We start from the raw sequence: 16,868 nt of genomic DNA, 5'->3' as shown, positions 1-16,868 counted from the left end.
CGAATTCGCCCACGATGGCTTAAGAAATTTCGCGCCGGAAGGGCGGCAACGCATTCAGGATCGCCTTGCCGTAGCGCTGGGTCACCAGGCGGCGGTCGAGCAAGGTGATGGTGCCCCGGTCTTCCTCGGTACGCAGCAAGCGACCGCAGGCCTGCACCAGCTTCAAGGAAGCATCCGGCACCGAGATCTCCATGAACGGGTTACCGCCCCGCGCTTCGATCCATTCGGCCAATGCGGCCTCGACCGGATCATCCGGCACCGAGAACGGGATCTTGGCGATCACCACGTGTTCGCAGTAGGCGCCGGGCAAGTCCACGCCTTCGGCGAAACTCGCCAGGCCGAACAGCACGCTGGAATCCCCGCCATCGACACGCGCCTTGTGCTTGTTCAGGGTTTCCTGCTTGGACAGGTTGCCCTGGATAAACACCTGCTTGCGCCAGTCGCGGTCGAGGCCGTCGAACACGTCCTGCATCTGTTTGCGCGACGAGAACAACACCAGGGTGCCGCGCGAACCTTCCACCAGGGAGGGCAGGTCGCGGATGATCGCAGCGGTGTGCGCCGGCGCATCCCGTGGATCGGCCTTGAGATCGGGCACCCGCAGCACACCGGCGTCGGCATGATGGAACGGGCTTGGCACCACCGCCGTGACGGCCTTTTTCGGCAGCCCCGCGCGCATGCGGAAGCGGTCGAAGGTGCCCAGGGCGGTCAGCGTGGCGGAGGTCACCAGGCAGCCATACGCCACGTTCCACAGGTTGCGGCGTAGCATCTCGGCGGCAAGGATCGGGCTGGCGTTGACCTCGATATCAAACAACGCACCGCTTTCCGACAGGGTCAGCCAGCGGGCCATGGGCGGGTTGTCTTCGGGGTCTTCGACGGTAAAGGCCGTCCACAGCTCCCAGTTGCCCTGGGAACGGGACAACAGACTGCCGAACAGCGGATACCATTCCTCGGCCTGGTTGCTGGCGATGCCGATGTTGACCTCACCGTCCATGCCTTCCTTGAGCAAGTCAGTCAGGCGGGTGAACAGGTCGGTAAGACGGGAAAAGCCTTTCTTCAGCTCGATGCCCATTTCGCGCATATGCTCGGGGATCATCCCACCGACAAAACGGTGGCGCGGGCGCTCACGGCCTTCCACATCTTCGCCGGGCTTGAAGTCGGCCACCTGTTCGCAGGCGCTGAACATGAACTGTTGCTGGGTCTTGATCTCCCGCGCCAGCTCCGGCACCTGTTCGATCAGCTTGCCCAAATCGCCGGGCAGCGGGTGCTGGGCGAGCAATTTGGTGAGATTCTTCGCGGTGGTTTCCAGCCAATCGGCGGTGGAGCGCAGGCGCGTGTAGTGGGCGAAGTGGCCGATAGCCTTGTCGGGCAGGTGATGGCCTTCGTCGAACACGTAAAGGGTGTCACGCGGGTCCGGCAACACGGCACCGCCGCCCAGGGCCAGGTCGGCCAGGACCATATCGTGGTTGGTAACGATCACGTCGACCTTGCCCATGCCTTCGCGGGCCTTGTAGAAGGCGCACTGGCCAAAGTTGGGGCAATGGCGGTTGGTGCACTGGCTGTGGTCGGTGGTCAGGCGTGCCCAGTCGGCATCTTCGAGGGCGGTGGGCCAGCTGTCGCGGTCGCCGTCCCATTTATTGCCGGCCAGTTTCTCGATCATGCTGGTAAACAGCTTCTGGCTGACCTCATCCACTTCGATCTTGAAGCCTTCTTCCTCGAACAGCGACGCCGTGGCGGTTTGCGCGTGGCCTTCCTGCAGCAGCACGTCGAGCTTGGACAGGCACATGTAGCGGCCACGGCCCTTGGCCAGGGCGAAGGTGAAGTTCAGGCCGCTGTTGCGCATCAGGTCGGGCAGGTCTTTGTAGACGATCTGCTCCTGCAGGGCGACAGTGGCAGTGGCGATCACCAGGCGCTTGCCGGCGGCCTTCGCGGTCGGGATCGCAGCCAGGCTATAGGCCACGGTCTTGCCGGTACCGGTGCCGGCTTCGACGGCCACGACGGCGGGCTCACCTTCGCGGCGGCCTTCGTCATCGGTGTCGATATCCCCGAGGACCTTGGCCACTTCGGCGATCATCAGGCGTTGGCCGTAGCGCGGTTTCAAGCTCTTGGCTTCGAGAAAACGCGTGTAGGCGCCCTGGATCGTGGTTTTGAGTTCAGTGCTGATCATGGATAGTCGGGCGCAAAAAACGCTGGATAAATTTTCAGTGGTTCGGATCGGCAGCTATCATACCCCGCTAATTAATCCCGCGCAGAACGGAGTACCACAATGACCGCGTTTAGCCTCGTTTACACCCTGCATGTATTGGCCGCCCTGATCTGGGTCGGCGGCATGTTTTTCGCCTGGATGATCCTGCGCCCCGCCGCTATGGCGGCCCTTGAGGGCCCTGCCCGACTCAAGCTGTGGGCCAATGTGTTTCAACGTTTTTTCGTGTGGGTATGGGTGGCAGTGCTGGTTTTGCCGATCAGCGGCGTCGGCCTGCTGCACCTACGGTTCAGCGGGTTTGAAAGCGCACCGCGCTATGTGCAGGTGATGATGGGTTTGTATCTGGTGATGACGGCGTTGTTTATCCGCATCCAGGCGCTGAAGTTTCCGCAGCTGAAGGCGGCGGTGACGGCTGAGGATTGGCCGGCGGGTGCGGCTGCACTGGGGCAGATTCGCAAGCTGGTGGGGATCAACCTGATCGTGGGGTTGGTGGTGGTGGCGATTGCATCGGCTCGGCCGATGTTTTGAGTACAGCCACAAGCTGCAAGCTTGAAGCTTGAAGCTTGCAGCTCTTTAGAACTTAGAGCCGCTGAATAGTCACGGTACCCGCAGGCCCAGCTGGCCCCGGCTGCCCTTCCAACCCTGGGCGGCCCTTCTCGCCACCATCGGCGCGGTACACCAGGCAGCCTTTGGACTCCCCGCCTTTGCCCGGCTTGCCGGCCGTACCGGCCAAACCGCCAGCACCGCCATCCACCCAGACCTTGATGTGTTCCGCCGGGAAGTCCTTCGGCAATTCCACGCGAACCTGTGCACCCGCCCCACCCGGCAGGCCATCGCCGCCGTTATCGCCATTGAAACCGCGCCCCGCCGAGCCCCAGGTACACCCAGGATCCACGCCATTGGCGCCATCCAGCCCGGCATACCCTTGGGCACCGGCGCCGCCACGGGCATCCACCGAGAGTTCTTCAGCCGTCAGCGCGTTGATGCGCAAGGTCAGGTCACGCCCGGCCTTGGCCGGTTTTTCATGGGTACCGGGGGCACCGCGCGAGGTGATCTGGCTGCCATGCTCAAGGTGCGCATGCCGCACCTGCAATTGCAGCGCGGTATTGCCAGGAACAATCGCGATGCGTGCGTCGCGGCCCAGGTGCAGTTCATCCACCGTGACCTGGCTGATGGTGGCCGGAATCAGCAACGTGCCGTAGTCCGCCACGTCCAGGCGCTCCAGTTGCAACACACTGGTGCTGGAGGGAAGGCGCATCAATGAGTTCGTTTCGACACTGACGCTCTGGGCCAGGGCAACGGGGCTGACCAACAGGGCCAACAGAAAAACCTTACGCATCATGGGGCTCCTGAGTGTTTTCAAATTTTTCTTTGGACGCACAGTAACGACTTCTACAGGCGATTTGCCAGTGAAGGTTCAAAAAACTTGAGAGGGAGCGGTTCAAGCGAGGGTGGCCGGCAATGCCCCTGTGGATCCCACAGGGGCAAGGGCTGTCAGCGGTTGATCTGGATTTCCGTACGGCGGTTCAGGGCGCGGCCTTCAGCGGTCTTGTTGTCGGCGACCGGATGGCTTTCGCCCGCCCCGGTGACAGACACAAAGGCACTGCGGGGCACCCCGGCGCCGATCAGGTAATCGGTGACCGAATGGGCACGTTTTTCCGAGAGTTTCTGGTTGTAGGCGTCTTTACCGACGCTGTCGGTGTGACCACTGACCCGTAGCTGGGCGCTCGGGGCTTCCTGTTTCAGGCGCGTGGCAATGGTGTCGAGTTTGGTTTTATCCGCTGCCGTCAACTTGGCCGAGTCGAACTGGAAGTGCACATCGCGGATCACGATGGTTTCTTCCTTGACCACGACCACCTCCTCGACCACCGCCGCTGGCGGCGCCGGAGGGCAACCATTGGCGTCGACCTGCACACCTTTCGGGGTGCCCGGGCACTTGTCGCGGCTGTCCGGCACGCCATCGCCATCTTCGTCGCCATCGCCGTGCACCCAGCAATAGGCGCCGGCCATACCGCCGACCAGCAACGCGCCATAGCCTGCGTAGGCCGAGCTTTCAGTCGCACCGATCGCCGCACCGGTCACACCGCCAACAGCGGCACAGGTAGGCCAATCGGTTTTTTGCAAGCCTGCGCAACCTGTCAATACTCCGGTTAGCAGAACCAAGGGTAGAGCTGTCCGCATGATGCTCATCTGACTTTCTCCTGAGGGGATCGGCGGGGGCCGATGGGTGGAGTAAAGACCGCTCTTTTCAACTGCGCCACTACGCCAAGCCCCCGTATTCATTGGGGATCGCCGCCCACGTAGGACTTTTCGCAGCCACCCGCTCTAGGCCCGCACGCTCAGCCGCGCTAGTCTCTATGGTCCTGATGTGAGGATCTCTGATGACCGCTGGTATTTCTGCCCGTACTCCCCAGCAAGCGCTGGCCGCCTTGCTCGATCTGCACCAGCCCAAACGCCTGTTGCTGTTGGGTGCCAGCCAGTTCCCGGCGCTGGACGCCTTTAAGGACGCGCACCCTGACACCCAGGTGTTCTGCGCCGCGCCAGGGCCATTGCCGCAAGCGCTGGCGGCCCAGCGTTTTGACCTGGCGCTGGTGGTCGATTGCCTCGAGTACCTGCCAAAACCCCAAGGCCTGACCTTGCTCGGCGGCATCCGCAACCTCAACGCCAGCCGCATTGCGGTGCTGGTGGACCTGGGCGCCTGCGGCTGGAAGGAAACCGACTTTTTCTCCCTGGCCCTCCAAGCCGGCGAGCGTTTCCAGCGCGACGAGCAGGTGCTGACGCTGTTTACCTACGATCTGCTTGACTATAAACAGGTGCCGGACTGGCTCAACGCCCGTTTCTGGGCCAACCCGGAAAACTTCGGAAAGTATTGGTGGTAACCCGATGAGTACATCCATTTGCCCCTGCGGCAGTGGCAACCTGCTGGATGCCTGCTGCGGTCATTATCACGCCGGGCACCCGGCCCCCTGCGCCAGCGCCCTGATGCGTTCACGCTACAGCGCCTATGTGCTGGGCCTGGTGGATTATCTGGTCGCAACCACGTTGCCCGCGCAACAGGCCGGCCTGGACCGTGAGGCCATCGCCGCCTGGAGCGCCCAGAGCACCTGGCTCGGCCTGGAAGTTGAAAGTTCCGAGGTGTTCGGCGGCCAGCCGGAACACGCCTTCGTGACCTTCACCGCACGCTGGCATGACAGCACTGGCGAACATAGCCACCGCGAGCAGTCTTCTTTCGTACAGAATGAAGGGCGCTGGTACTTCATCGACCCCACGGTGGAAGTGAAAACCGGACGCAACGATGCGTGCCTTTGCGGCAGTGGGCAAAAATTCAAGAAGTGTTGTTCCAGCTATCTCTAACCACCACAGGACTCACGCCATGCTTCGGATCTGCAGCTTGATGCTGGCGTTAACCTTCGGCATGACCGGTTGCGCCTCCTGGTTCGAAGACGATTCGCCCCCGCCGCACGTTTCCCTGGTGAAAGTCGAAGTGGTGCGGGCCAAGCTGCTGGAGCAGAAATTCAAGCTGTACTTTCGCGTGGATAACCGCGACGACTCGGACCTGACCGTGCGTGGGCTGATCTACAAGGTCACCCTGGATGATTTTGTGCTCACCGAAGGCGAGTCCAATGAATGGCTGACGGTACCGCCCAAGGGCCATGCATTTTTCAAGGTGTCGGTGCGCACCAACCTCTGGCCGCAGATCCGCGATGTGGTGCAGATGCTGAAAAAACCCGACCAGCCTGTGCCGTATCGTCTGGAGGGTGAACTGAAAACCGGATTATTCATCGGTTATGACGTGCAGGTGAACCACAATGGCGAGATAATCCCCGGCGATTTTATTCCGGAGCGACATCGATGACTCAGCAACCCCATGTCCATGGTCCTGACTGCAACCACGATCACGATCACCATGATCACGACCACGGCCATGTCCACGGCCCGAACTGCGGCCACGCTCACCAGGAGCCGGTGCGCAATGCATTGAAGGACGTTGGTCGCAACGATCCTTGCCCGTGCGGCAGTGAGAAAAAATTCAAGAAGTGCCACGGGGCGTAAATCGCTCTGAAGGCCCCTGTGTGAGGGAGTTCGCTCCCTTCCACAGCTGCATCGCATTCCAAATCGAAAGCGTCTAAGGGTAGGCGCAAATGTTTGATTGAATTTTCCCCCTCCCACCTTTACCTATACCTACAGGCATTCGCTCAAGCATCACCACTTTTGGAGAGCTTCATGATCGACCTGTATTACTGGACCACCCCCAACGGTCACAAAGTATCGCTGTTCCTGGAAGAAGCCGGCCTGCCCTACAAAGTGCACCCGATCAACATTGGCCAGGGCGACCAGTTCAAGCCAGACTTCCTGAAGATTGCCCCCAACAACCGCATCCCGGCCATCGTCGATCAGAACCCGAGCGACGGCGGCGCGCCGATTTCGCTGTTTGAATCCGGCGCGATCCTACTGTACCTCGCGGAAAAAACCGGCCAGTTCATTCCAAAAAACCTGCGCAGTCGCCAGGAAGCGCTGCAATGGTTGTTCTGGCAAATGGGTGGTCTCGGGCCGATGGCGGGCCAGAACCATCATTTCAGCCAGTTTGCCCCGGAGAAAATCCCCTACGCGATCAAGCGCTACGTAGATGAAACCGCCCGTCTATACGGTGTGCTGGACCGACGTCTGGCGGACCGTGCGTTCGTGGCGGGTGAGGACTACAGCATTGCCGATATGGCGATCTATCCGTGGATCGTTTCCCACAAGTGGCAGAGCCAGAGCCTGGAGGATTTCCCACACGTTCAGCGCTGGTTCAATAGCATCAAGGAACGGCCAGCGACGGTTCGGGCGTATGAATTAGTCCAAAAGGTCAATCCGCCTAAATCCTGACCTGAAGTCGTACGCGGTCAACAGGTGAGAGAGGCGATGCGACTCAAGATCTAACGCTTTACCCAAACTCCTGCTTGCGTCGTTTCACCGCGCTCACTAACGTAGCGCCTTTACTGACGCTACCCCCCGCAGGAGCTTTGCCATGGCCTCGCCAGCCCTCTCACATTTTCTTCCCCGGTTCGGCGTTGCCGCGGCAGTGGCCAGTGCATTAAGCCTGGCCGGTTGCCAGCTCCAGAGCACCCAGGACACCCTGCCGCCAGTGGCCGGCGTGCAGCCGATCAAGGGCCTCGCACAGAATGTTTCGATACGCCGCAACGCCCAAGGCATGCCGCTGATCGAAAGCAATACCTTCCACGACGCACTGTTCAGCCTGGGTTATGTGCACGCCAGTGACCGCATCACCCAGATGGTCACCCTGCGCCTGCTGGCCCAGGGCCGCCTGGCTGAAATGTCCGGCCCTGAGGTGCTGGATGTGGACCGCTTCATGCGCGCGGTCAACCTGAAGAAAAGCGCCGGCGAGCTGTATAACGCCTCGTCGCCGCGCCTCAAGCGCTTCTTTGAAGTGTATGCCCGTGGCGTCAACGCCTACCTGTTCCGCTACCGCGACAAGCTGCCGCCGGACCTGGCCCAGACCGGCTACAAGCCTGAGTACTGGAAGCCGGAGGATTCGGCGCTGCTGTTCTGCCTGCTGAATTTCAGCGAGTCGGCCAACCTGCAGGAAGAGCTGGCGTCGTTGCTGCTGGCGCAAAAGGTCGGCGTGGACAAACTCGCCTGGCTGACACCGAGTGCGCCGGATGAGCCGATCCCCCTGGCCGAAGCCGAGAAACTCAAGGGCGTGAACCTCAGCCAGATCACCGGCCTGGCCGGGCTGGACACGGTCAGCCAGCAATTGAGCAGCCTCAACTCGCTGGCGGTTACCACGTCGAGCAACTGGGCCATCGGCCCGCAACGCAGTCGCAGCGGCAAGAGCCTGCTGGCAGGCGACCTCGCCGCCCAGCCGCAAGCACCGTCGCCGTGGAACTACGTGCAGATCCGCGCACCGAAATACCAGGCCGTCGGCGCCTCGATTGCCGGCCTGCCGACCCTGTTGTCCGGTTTCAACGGCAACGTGGCGTGGAGCATGAGCACGGTCAAGGGCGATACCCAGGACCTGTTCCTGGAGAAGGTCAAACGCCAGGGCAGCGCGCTGTACTACGAGAACAACGGAAAATGGCTGCCGGCAGCGGTGCGTAATGAAACCTTCTTCGTCAAGGGTCAACGCTCGATTCGCGAAGTGGTGTACGAAACCCGCCACGGCGCCCTGCTCAACAGCAGCCAGGCCCTGACCAGCGGTTTTGGCCTGGCCCTGCAAACCGCCGACTTCAAGGATGACAAGAGCCTCGACGCGTTCTTCGACCTGTCCCGCGCGCAAAACGCCGGCAAGGCCTCGGACGCAACCCGGAACATTCGCGCCATTGCCTTGAACATGGTCTTCGCCGACGCCGGCAGCATTGGCTGGCAGGTCACCGGCCGCTTCCCCAACCGCCGCGAAGGCGAAGGCCTGCTGCCCTCGCCCGGCTGGGATACGCGCTTTGACTGGGACGGTTACGCCGACGCGATGCTGCACCCCTATGACCAGGACCCGGCCCAAGGCTGGATCGGCACCGCCAACCAACGCACCGCGCCGCGCGGCTACGGCATGCAGTTGTCCAATTCCTGGGATGCGCCGGAGCGCAGCGAGCGCCTGGCGCAACTGGCCAATGCGGGCAAGCACGACAGCCGCAGCATGATCGCCATGCAATACGACCAGACCACCACCTTTGCCGCCAAGCTCAAGACCATGTTCCAGGCGCCGGGTATGGCCCAGCCATTGAAGCAGGCGATTGATGCGTTGCCGGCGGCCGACCAGGCCAAGGCACGGGAAGCACTGACGCGCCTGATGGCCTTCGACGGCCGCCTGGTGTCGACGTCCGCCGACGCGGCGCTCTACGAACTGTTTCTGCAGGAAAGCACCCGGCAGATATTCCTCGACGAACTGGGGCCGGAAAACAGCGCCAGTTGGAAAGCCTTTGTCAGCAACGCCAACCTGTCCTATGCCGCCCAGGCCGACCACCTGCTGGGCCGCGAAGACAGCCCGTTCTGGGACGACGTGCGCACCGCGCAGAAAGAAGACAAACCCGCCATCCTCGCCCGCAGCCTGGCCGCCGCGATCAGCGCTGGCGAGAGCCAACTGGGTGCTGACCACAAGACCTGGCAGTGGGGCAAGCTGCACAGCATCACCTGGAAAAACACCAGTGGCCAAGTGATTCGCGGCCCACTGGCGTCCGGTGGCGACCACAACACTTTGAACCCGGCACCGTACAGCTGGGGCCAGGACTTCAACACCACCCAGGTGCCGGCGCTGCGCATGATCGTCGACTTCGGCCAGGTGGAGCCGATGATGGGCCAGGGTGGCATCGGCCAATCCGGCAACCCGGCAAGCCCGAACTACGCCAACGGCATCGACCCGTCGCTCAAGGCGCAATACCTGAGCTTCCCGATGCAGCCGCAGAACTTCGAGAAGGTATATGGGAAGGCCAGGTTGACCCTGACCCCAGGCAAGTGACCTGACTTCCACCTGCTGAAACCGGATCCAAATGTGGGAGGGGCGGTGCGACGATTCGACTTGCCCCCTCCCACATTTGGCCCACATGCATTCAGATAGAACTTCTGCGCTCGCCCCCGCCTCATACCTGATAAGCCCATCGCCCCGGTCAGCCCATGGACCTTGTCATCGCCCGGCCCGAAGGCCTCTACTGCCCCGCCGGAGATTTCTACATCGATCCTTGGCGCCCGGTGGAACGCTCCGTCATCACCCACGCCCACGGCGACCACGCCCGCACGGGCAATCAACACTATTTGGCTGCCGCCCCTGGCGAAGGCATCCTGCGCTCGCGCCTGGGCCAGGACATCAACCTGCAAACCCTGGCCTATGGCGAAAAACTCGTCCACCACGGCGTGACCCTGAGCTTCCACCCAGCCGGGCATGTACTCGGCTCGGCCCAGGTGCGCCTGGAGTACCAGGGCGAAGTCTGGGTGGCGTCCGGCGACTACAAAGTGGAACCGGACGGCACCTGCGCGCCCTTCGAACCGGTGCGTTGCCATACCTTTATCACCGAATCCACCTTCGGCCTGCCGATCTACCGCTGGCAGCCCCAGGCGCAGATCTTCGCCGGGATCAACGACTGGTGGCAGGCCAATATCGCCGCCGGCAAAGCCAGCGTGTTGTTCTGTTATTCCTTCGGCAAAGCCCAGCGCATCCTGCATGGCATCGACGCCAGCATCGGGCCGATCCTCAGCCATGGCGCGGTCGAGCCGCTGAACCGGGTTTATCGCGAGGCCGGCATTTATATCCCCGAAACCCTCTACGCCGGCGATTTCAAAAAGACCGACCCATTGCTGCGCCAGGCCCTGATCATCGCGCCGCCTTCCGCCGGTGGCAGCAGTTGGATCAAGCGCTTCGGCGACTACAGCGATGCCTTCGCCAGCGGCTGGATGCGCCTGCGCGGTACGCGGCGGCGACGCGGAGTGGACCGGGGCTTTGTGCTGTCGGATCATGCGGACTGGCCCGGGCTGCTGTGGGCGATCGAACAAACCGGCGCCGAACGGGTGATGGTCACCCACGGCTCCGTCGGCGTATTGGTACGCCACCTGCGGGAAAAAGGCCTGGATGCCCAGGGCTTCACCACCGAATACGGTGATGACGAAGAGGAGGCCACGGCATGAAAGCCTTCGCCGAGCTGTACGCCAACCTCGACGCCACCACCTCCAGCAATGCCAAGCTCGCGGCCCTGCAAGCCTACTTCCTGCAAGCGCCGCCTGAAGACGCTGCGTGGGCGGTGTATTTCCTGTCCGGCGGACGACCGCGGCAATTGGTACCGACGCGTCTGCTGCGGGACATGGCCACCGAAGCATCCGGCATCGAGCCGTGGCTGTTCGAAGAGAGCTACCAATCAGTAGGCGACCTGGCCGAGACGATTTCCCTGCTCCTGCCGGAATCCACCTACACCTCCGAGGACGGTCTCGCCGTATGGCTGGAAGAAAAACTCCTGCCGCTGCGTGGCCTGTCGCCCCTGGACCTGGCCGAACGGTTACCGGCGTTATGGGCGCAACTGGACCAGCCGAGTCTGATGGTGTGCGTCAAGTTGATCACCGGCAGCTTTCGCGTCGGCGTATCCAAACTGCTGGTCACCCGCGCCCTCGCCGCCATGGCCGACCTCGACAGCAAGCGCGTTGCACAGCGGCTGGTGGGCTACACCGATCTGTCCAACCGTCCGACAGCCGAGGGATACCTCAAGCTGATCGCTGCCGAATCATCCGACGAGCATGCACAACGGGGCGGACAGCCCTATCCGTTTTTTCTCGCCCACGGGTTGTCGCAGCCGGTGGAGCAGTTCGACACGTTGCTCGGCTCTCCCGCCGACTGGCAGGTGGAATGGAAGTGGGACGGCATTCGCGCGCAACTGGTTAAGCGTGAAGGCCGCCTGTGGATCTGGTCGCGGGGCGAAGAGCTGGTGACCGAGCGTTTCCCCGAACTGCACAGCCTGGTCAGTGGCCTGCCCGATGGCACGGTGATCGATGGCGAGATCGTCGTCTGGAAAGACGCGGTGCAACCCTTTGCCCTGCTGCAGCAGCGGATCGGCCGCAAGACCCTGAGCAAAAAAGTGCTCGACGATGCACCGGTCGCCGTCCTCGCCTATGACCTGCTGGAACACCAGGGCGACGACTGGCGCAACCACACCCAGGCCGAACGCCGCGCCCAGCTCGAACAGTTGATCACCCAGTGCAACCAACCGGTGCTGCTGCCCTCGCCACTGCTGACGGCCGCGACCTGGCAGGCCTTGGCCGAGCAACGTGAAGCGTCTCGCAGCCTCGGCGTGGAAGGCATGATGCTCAAGGATCGCCAGGGCCTCTACGGCGTGGGCCGCACCAAGGACATGGGCCTGTGGTGGAAGTGGAAAGTCGACCCCTTCAGTGTCGATGCGGTGTTGATCTACGCCCAACGCGGCCATGGCCGGCGCGCCAGCCTCTACAGCGACTACACCTTTGCCGTATGGGATGGCCCGCCCGGCAGTGAACGCACGCTGGTGCCCTTCGCCAAGGCCTATTCAGGGCTGACCGACGAAGAAATGCGCAAGGTCGACGCCATCGTGCGCAAGACCACCGTGGAGAAGTTCGGCCCGGTCAGCAGCGTGACGCCCAGCATGGTGTTCGAGCTGGGGTTTGAAGGCATTGCCCTGTCCAAGCGGCACAAGAGCGGGATTGCGGTGCGCTTTCCGCGGATGTTGCGTTGGCGCCAGGACAAGGCGGTGGATGAGGCGGATAACCTTGCCACCCTGCAGGACTTACTGGCCTGACCCAGAACACCGCCCCTCCACAATGGATCTCCAAATGTTCCGAAATAGTGCGTTCGATTTTCAATGCCCATTTTCGTGCATCTCCTACACTCATGACTCCCTTGTCCCACCTTTTAAAACGCTCATTCGGAACTATGGTGCAGAAATTGCTACTCGTGATCCGTCTGACACCGTTCAGTAACAGTCCTAAAACGCGCCACAAGCGCTTATCTTGGTTTCCAGGGATTAAATAATGAAAAAAGCATTGCTGACCCTTTCTGCACTGGCTCTGTGCATGGCCGCCGGTACCGCGTTGGCCAAGGAATACAAGGAACTGCGTTTTGGTGTCGATCCGTCCTACGCGCCGTTCGAATCCAAGGCGGCCGATGGCAGCCTGGTAGGCTTCGATATCGACCTGGGCAATGCGATCTGCGCCGAACTGAAAGTGAAGTGCAAGTGGGTCGAGAGTGACTTTGACGGCATGATTCCAGGCCTCAAAGCCAACAAGTTCGACGGAGTGATTTCGTCCATGACCGTGACCCCGGTGCGCGAGAAAGCCATCGACTTCTCCAGCGAACTATTCTCCGGCCCGACCTCGCTGGTGTTCAAGAAAGGCGCGGGGTACTCGACCCCAGAGTCCCTCAAGGGCAAATCCGTGGGCTACGAGCAAGGCACCATCCAGGAAGCCTACGCCAAGGCGGTACTGGATAAAGCCGGCGTGACCACCAAGGCATACGCCAACCAGGACCAGGTTTACGCCGACCTGACTTCCGGTCGTCTCGACGCTTCGGTGCAGGACATGCTGCAAGCCGAACTGGGCTTCCTGAAGTCCCCGGCCGGTGCCGGCTATGAAGTCAGCGCCGCCATCGATGACCCATTGCTGCCATCGAAAACCGCCGTCGGTATCAAAAAAGGTAACACTGAACTGAAGGCCCTTTTGGATAAAGGTATCAAAGCGTTACACGATGATGGCACCTACGCCACCATCCAGAAGAAACACTTTGGCGATCTGAACCTGTACAGCGGCAAATAATGCCTGGGGCGCCCCTCCTATGGAGGGGCGCTTTTTTATCGCCATAGGTCCTGATTTATGTTCGAAGAACTGTTGCAAACCCTCGGGCTGAGCGCACTCAGCTTGAAGGGTTTCGGCCCGTTGTTGCTGCAAGGCACCTGGATGACCATCAAGTTGTCGGTGCTGTCCCTGGTCGTCAGCGTATTGCTGGGCCTGCTTGGCGCCAGCGCCAAGCTTTCCAGCCTGCCCTTCCTGCGTATCCCCGCCCAGCTCTACACCACACTGATTCGCGGTGTACCCGACCTGGTGCTGATGCTGCTGATTTTCTACAGCCTGCAAACCTGGCTCACCGGCCTGACCGACTTCATGGAATGGGAATACATCGAGATCGACCCATTCAGCGCCGGGGTGATCACCCTGGGCTTTATCTACGGTGCTTATTTCACCGAGACGTTTCGCGGCGCGATCCTCGCCGTCCCCCGTGGCCAGCTGGAAGCCGCCACGGCCTATGGCCTCAAGCGCGGGCAACGCTTTCGCTACGTGACCTTCCCGCAGATGATGCGCTTTGCCCTGCCGGGTATCGGCAACAACTGGATGGTGATGCTCAAGGCCACGGCCCTGGTGTCGATCATCGGCCTGGCGGACCTGGTCAAGGCCGCCCAGGATGCCGGCAAAAGCACCTACCAACTGTTCTACTTCCTGGTACTCGCCGCGCTGATCTACCTGTTGATCACCAGCGCGTCCAACTTCGTCCTGCGTCGTCTTGAACGTCGCTACTCCGCAGGCTCACGGGAGGCGGTGCGATGATCGAACTCTTACAGGAATACTGGCGCCCCTTCCTCTATAGCGACGGCCAGCACATCACCGGCCTGGCCATGACCCTGTGGTTGCTCAGCGCCGCCCTGGTCATCGGCTTTGTGGTGTCGATCCCGCTGTCCATCGCCCGTGTATCGCGCAACCCGCTGGTACGCTGGCCGGTGCAGTTCTACACCTACCTGTTCCGTGGCACGCCGCTCTATATCCAGTTGCTGATCTGCTACACCGGCATCTACAGCATCGCCGCCGTACGTGAACAGCCGCTGCTGGATGCGTTCTTTCGCGATGCGATGAACTGCACGATCCTGGCCTTCGCCCTCAACACCTGCGCCTACACCACGGAGATTTTCGCCGGGGCCATCCGCAGCATGGCCCACGGCGAAGTCGAGGCGGCCAAGGCCTACGGTTTAAGCGGCTGGAAGCTGTACGCCTACGTGATCATGCCCTCGGCGTTGCGCCGCTCGTTGCCCTACTACAGCAACGAAGTGATCTTGATGCTGCACTCGACCACGGTAGCGTTTACCGCGACGATCCCGGACATCCTCAAGGTGGCGCGGGACGCCAACTCGGCCACGTTCATGACGTTCCAATCATTCGGTATCGCCGCGCTGATCTACCTGACCGTGACCTTCGCCCTGGTCGGTCTGTTTCGTCTGGCGGAGCGCCGCTGGCTGGCGTTTCTCGGACCAAGCCATTAAGGAGCCTTCATGCGTCATCAGGTACACGATCTGATCGCACCGGTGCCAGGCACGGCGCGGCAGATTCACAGTTTCCACTTCGGCCCCGAACATGCCGAAGGCAAGGTCTATATCCAGTCATCGCTGCATGCCGATGAACTGCCGGGCATGCTGGTGGCCTGGCACCTGAAAGTGCGCCTGGCCGAGCTGGCGGCAGCCGGGCGGTTACTGAGCGAGATCGTGCTGGTGCCCATCGCCAATCCGGCAGGCCTGGAACAAGTGTTGATGGACACCCCGCTGGGCCGCTACGAGTTGGAAAGCGGGCAGAACTTCAATCGCCTGTTTGTCGACCTCAGCGATACCGTCGGCGATCAGGTCGAGGGCTCGCTCGGCGATAACCCGCAACAAAACGTCGAACTGATCCGCGCCGCCTTGAGCGCTGCCCTGGCCGTGCAAATCGCCGAGACCCAGTTGCACTCCCAACGCCTGGTGTTGCAACGCCTGGCCTGCGATGCCGACATGGTGCTGGACCTGCATTGCGACTTCGAAGCCGTGGCGCACCTGTACACCACGCCCGAAGCCTGGCCGCAGGTGGAGCCGCTGGCACGCTATATCGGCTCGGAGGCCAACCTGCTGGCTACCGACTCCGGCGGGCAGTCCTTCGATGAGTGTTTCACCCTGGTGTGGTGGCAGTTGCAGCAACGCTTTGGCGGGCGCTTCCCGATCCCCATGGGCAGTTTTTCGGTGACCGTCGAACTGCGTGGCCAGGGCGACGTCAACCATGGGTTGGCCGCCCTCGACTGCCAGGCAATCATCGACTACCTGATTCACTTCGGCGCGATTGCCGGCGACGCCGCACCGCTGCCCGAGCTGCCCTACCCCGCCACGCCGCTGGCGGGCGTCGAACCCGTGGCAACGCCGGTGGGCGGCCTGCTGGTGTTCAGCGCCCTGCCCGGTGAATACCTGGAAGCCGGGCAACTGATCGCCGAAATCATCGACCCCATTACCGACCGCGTAACGCCTGTGCACTGCCAGAAGGCCGGCCTGCTTTACGCCCGTTCGCTGCGCCGCATGGCCACTGCCGGGATGGTCGTCGGCCATGTCGCAGGCACCGAGGCCTACCGCAGCGGCTACCTACTTTCGCCTTGAGGATGCACGCCCCATGTACAAATTGACCGTTGAAGGCCTGCATAAAAGCTATGGCGACAATGAGGTGCTCAAAGGTGTCTCGCTCAAGGCCAGGACCGGTGATGTGATCAGCCTGATCGGCGCCAGCGGCTCGGGCAAAAGCACCTTTTTGCGTTGCATCAACTTCCTGGAAACCCCCAACGACGGCGCCATGACCCTCGACGGCCAGCCGATCCGCATGGTCAGCGACCGCCACGGCATGCGCGTGGCCGACGATGCCGAACTGCAACGCCTGCGCACACGACTGGCGATGGTGTTCCAGCATTTCAACCTGTGGAGCCATATGAGCGTGCTGGAAAACATCACCATGGCCCCGCGCCGGGTGCTGGGTTGCAGCAAGAAGGACGCCGAAGACCGTGCCCGTCGCTACCTGGACAAGGTAGGTTTACCGGCACGGGTGGCGGACCAATACCCGGCGTTCCTGTCCGGTGGCCAGCAGCAACGGGTGGCCATCGCCCGCGCCCTGGCCATGGAGCCGGAAGTGATGCTGTTCGACGAACCCACCTCGGCCCTCGACCCGGAGTTGGTGGGTGAAGTGTTGAAGGTCATCCAGGGCCTGGCCGAGGAAGGCCGCACCATGATCATGGTGACCCACGAAATGAGCTTTGCACGCAAGGTATCCAGCCAGGTGCTGTTCCTGCACAAGGGCCTGGTGGAAGAGCAAGGCGCGCCGGAGGATGTGCTGGGCAATCCGAAGAGCGAGCGCCTGCAACAGTTCCTGAGCGGCAATTTGAAGTAAACCTTTGCAACGC

General features: G+C 61.9%; 17 protein-coding genes. 14 read left to right on the top strand and 3 right to left on the bottom strand.

Annotated features, from left to right (window positions below; all coding sequences use genetic code 11):
* Nucleotides 1–19: 19 nt before the first annotated feature.
* On the bottom strand, nucleotides 20–2,164 hold the full coding sequence (dinG, locus tag F6S08_RS07845) for an ATP-dependent DNA helicase DinG (RefSeq protein ID WP_027604440.1): 2,145 nt from the start codon (nucleotides 2,162–2,164) through the stop codon (nucleotides 20–22).
* Nucleotides 2,165–2,263: 99 nt separating this feature from the next.
* On the opposite strand from dinG, the gene F6S08_RS07840 reads away from it, so the two are divergent.
* Nucleotides 2,264–2,728 (top strand): CopD family protein, encoded by a 465-nt coding sequence (locus F6S08_RS07840; RefSeq protein WP_065926431.1) that lies wholly within the window; start codon nucleotides 2,264–2,266, stop codon nucleotides 2,726–2,728.
* Nucleotides 2,729–2,780: 52 nt separating this feature from the next.
* On the opposite strand, the gene F6S08_RS07835 is transcribed toward F6S08_RS07840, so the two are convergent.
* Nucleotides 2,781–3,539: a collagen-like triple helix repeat-containing protein gene (locus F6S08_RS07835; RefSeq protein WP_065926432.1), complete on the bottom strand. Its 759-nt coding sequence runs from the start codon at nucleotides 3,537–3,539 to the stop codon at nucleotides 2,781–2,783.
* A gap of 155 nt (nucleotides 3,540–3,694) precedes the next feature.
* Nucleotides 3,695–4,390, bottom strand: a complete 696-nt coding sequence (locus F6S08_RS07830) for an OmpA family protein (protein ID WP_027604443.1) — start codon at nucleotides 4,388–4,390, stop codon at nucleotides 3,695–3,697.
* A 191-nt stretch (nucleotides 4,391–4,581) separates the two neighbouring features.
* Between F6S08_RS07830 and F6S08_RS07825 the strand changes: the two genes are divergently transcribed.
* From F6S08_RS07825 to F6S08_RS07765, 13 genes are all read left to right on the top strand, one after another.
* Nucleotides 4,582–5,079 carry a DUF6231 family protein gene (locus F6S08_RS07825; RefSeq protein WP_065926433.1) on the top strand — a complete coding sequence of 166 codons (498 nt, stop codon included), beginning with the start codon at nucleotides 4,582–4,584 and terminating at the stop codon, nucleotides 5,077–5,079.
* 4 nt (nucleotides 5,080–5,083) lie between these two features.
* Nucleotides 5,084–5,554 carry a YchJ family protein gene (locus F6S08_RS07820; RefSeq protein ID WP_065926434.1) on the top strand — a complete coding sequence of 157 codons (471 nt, stop codon included), beginning with the start codon at nucleotides 5,084–5,086 and terminating at the stop codon, nucleotides 5,552–5,554.
* Nucleotides 5,555–5,573: 19 nt separating this feature from the next.
* Complete coding sequence (locus tag F6S08_RS07815; protein WP_065926435.1) at nucleotides 5,574–6,056, top strand: LEA type 2 family protein; 483 nt, start codon at nucleotides 5,574–5,576, stop codon at nucleotides 6,054–6,056.
* A complete protein-coding gene (locus F6S08_RS07810; RefSeq protein WP_003189235.1) occupies nucleotides 6,053–6,253 on the top strand; it encodes an SEC-C metal-binding domain-containing protein in 201 nt (66 codons plus the stop codon). Before F6S08_RS07815 ends, F6S08_RS07810 begins: the two co-directional genes overlap by 4 nt.
* Before the next feature lie 171 nt (nucleotides 6,254–6,424).
* Nucleotides 6,425–7,069 (top strand): glutathione S-transferase N-terminal domain-containing protein, encoded by a 645-nt coding sequence (locus F6S08_RS07805; protein WP_315871495.1) that lies wholly within the window; start codon nucleotides 6,425–6,427, stop codon nucleotides 7,067–7,069.
* Nucleotides 7,070–7,211: 142 nt separating this feature from the next.
* Nucleotides 7,212–9,653, top strand: a complete 2,442-nt coding sequence (locus F6S08_RS07800) for a penicillin acylase family protein (RefSeq protein ID WP_315871494.1) — start codon at nucleotides 7,212–7,214, stop codon at nucleotides 9,651–9,653.
* Between the two features lie 155 nt (nucleotides 9,654–9,808).
* Complete coding sequence (locus F6S08_RS07795; RefSeq protein WP_115485772.1) at nucleotides 9,809–10,813, top strand: ligase-associated DNA damage response exonuclease; 1,005 nt, start codon at nucleotides 9,809–9,811, stop codon at nucleotides 10,811–10,813.
* On the top strand, nucleotides 10,810–12,444 hold the full coding sequence (locus tag F6S08_RS07790) for an ATP-dependent DNA ligase (protein WP_065947312.1): 1,635 nt from the start codon (nucleotides 10,810–10,812) through the stop codon (nucleotides 12,442–12,444). The genes F6S08_RS07795 and F6S08_RS07790 overlap by 4 nt, the downstream gene beginning before the upstream one ends.
* A gap of 232 nt (nucleotides 12,445–12,676) precedes the next feature.
* Nucleotides 12,677–13,456, top strand: a complete 780-nt coding sequence (locus tag F6S08_RS07785) for a transporter substrate-binding domain-containing protein (protein ID WP_016975034.1) — start codon at nucleotides 12,677–12,679, stop codon at nucleotides 13,454–13,456.
* A gap of 57 nt (nucleotides 13,457–13,513) precedes the next feature.
* Nucleotides 13,514–14,242, top strand: a complete 729-nt coding sequence (locus F6S08_RS07780; protein WP_065926441.1) for an ABC transporter permease — start codon at nucleotides 13,514–13,516, stop codon at nucleotides 14,240–14,242.
* Nucleotides 14,239–14,949, top strand: a complete 711-nt coding sequence (locus F6S08_RS07775; RefSeq protein ID WP_027604453.1) for an ABC transporter permease — start codon at nucleotides 14,239–14,241, stop codon at nucleotides 14,947–14,949. Before F6S08_RS07780 ends, F6S08_RS07775 begins: the two co-directional genes overlap by 4 nt.
* A gap of 9 nt (nucleotides 14,950–14,958) precedes the next feature.
* The gene (locus tag F6S08_RS07770) at nucleotides 14,959–16,077 is read left to right on the top strand and encodes a M14 family metallopeptidase (protein WP_315871493.1); all 1,119 of its coding nucleotides are present in this window, start codon (nucleotides 14,959–14,961) and stop codon (nucleotides 16,075–16,077) included.
* A gap of 13 nt (nucleotides 16,078–16,090) precedes the next feature.
* Entirely contained in the window at nucleotides 16,091–16,855 is a 765-nt protein-coding gene (locus F6S08_RS07765) for an ABC transporter ATP-binding protein (protein WP_016973168.1), read from the top strand.
* Nucleotides 16,856–16,868: the final 13 nt, after the last annotated feature.

It is taken from the genome of Pseudomonas sp. JV449, from assembly GCF_032424295.1.
GTDB lineage: Bacteria > Pseudomonadota > Gammaproteobacteria > Pseudomonadales > Pseudomonadaceae > Aquipseudomonas > Aquipseudomonas marginalis.
This window is presented reverse-complemented; position numbering and strand designations above follow the sequence as displayed.